The following is a 527-nucleotide window of genomic DNA, read 5'->3' as shown; positions in this document are numbered from 1 at the left end:
TGGCTAAAGTTGAACGCACCAATAAAGGCTTTGTTGTGACTCCAATTGGTAAACCTACCAGTGACCGTGATATTGCTGGCTTACGTCGCTCCTGCTTGGAGTTGCTGTAAGTAAGTAGTCCATTGGAGTGGTGTCAGATAGTGGTTATGTTTTCACTATCTGCTTTTGGCTATTACATGAACTACATAAGGAAATAATAGATGCGTAAGATTGCTACTATTATGGCCGGTCTGGTTCTGGCTACTTCTCTGACTGGCTGTGCAGCTCGCACCGTTGATCAGAATGGTCAGTCACACCCGAACGGTGTTGTGTATTATGATGATCAGGGTAACCTACATCAAGCGGATAAAGAAGCGTTTTCTCCTGAAACCCAGGACAACGCTGAAACATTCGCAACTGTCGTCGGCACTGCTTTTGCAATTGCCGGTACTGCGTTAGGCATTGTTGCTCTGACTCAGTAATTCCATCTCTCCATGTAGCAATGTTAGAGATGTAAAGTGTTCTACAGTGACAGCTCCTGTTCTGAG

1 protein-coding gene is annotated in these 527 nt (G+C 45.2%); it reads left to right on the top strand.

Annotated elements, in window-relative coordinates:
- The first annotated feature begins 200 nt into the window (after positions 1–200).
- Positions 201–461, top strand: coding sequence for a hypothetical protein (locus N1032_RS27705; protein WP_259543946.1), 261 nt, complete (start codon positions 201–203; stop codon positions 459–461).
- Positions 462–527 lie beyond the last annotated feature (66 nt).

Source organism: Herbiconiux daphne, from assembly GCF_024979295.1.
Taxonomy (GTDB): domain Bacteria; phylum Actinomycetota; class Actinomycetes; order Actinomycetales; family Microbacteriaceae; genus Herbiconiux; species Herbiconiux daphnes.
The sequence above is the reverse complement of the archived record's forward strand: the minus strand, read 5'-3'. Positions and strand labels throughout refer to the sequence as shown.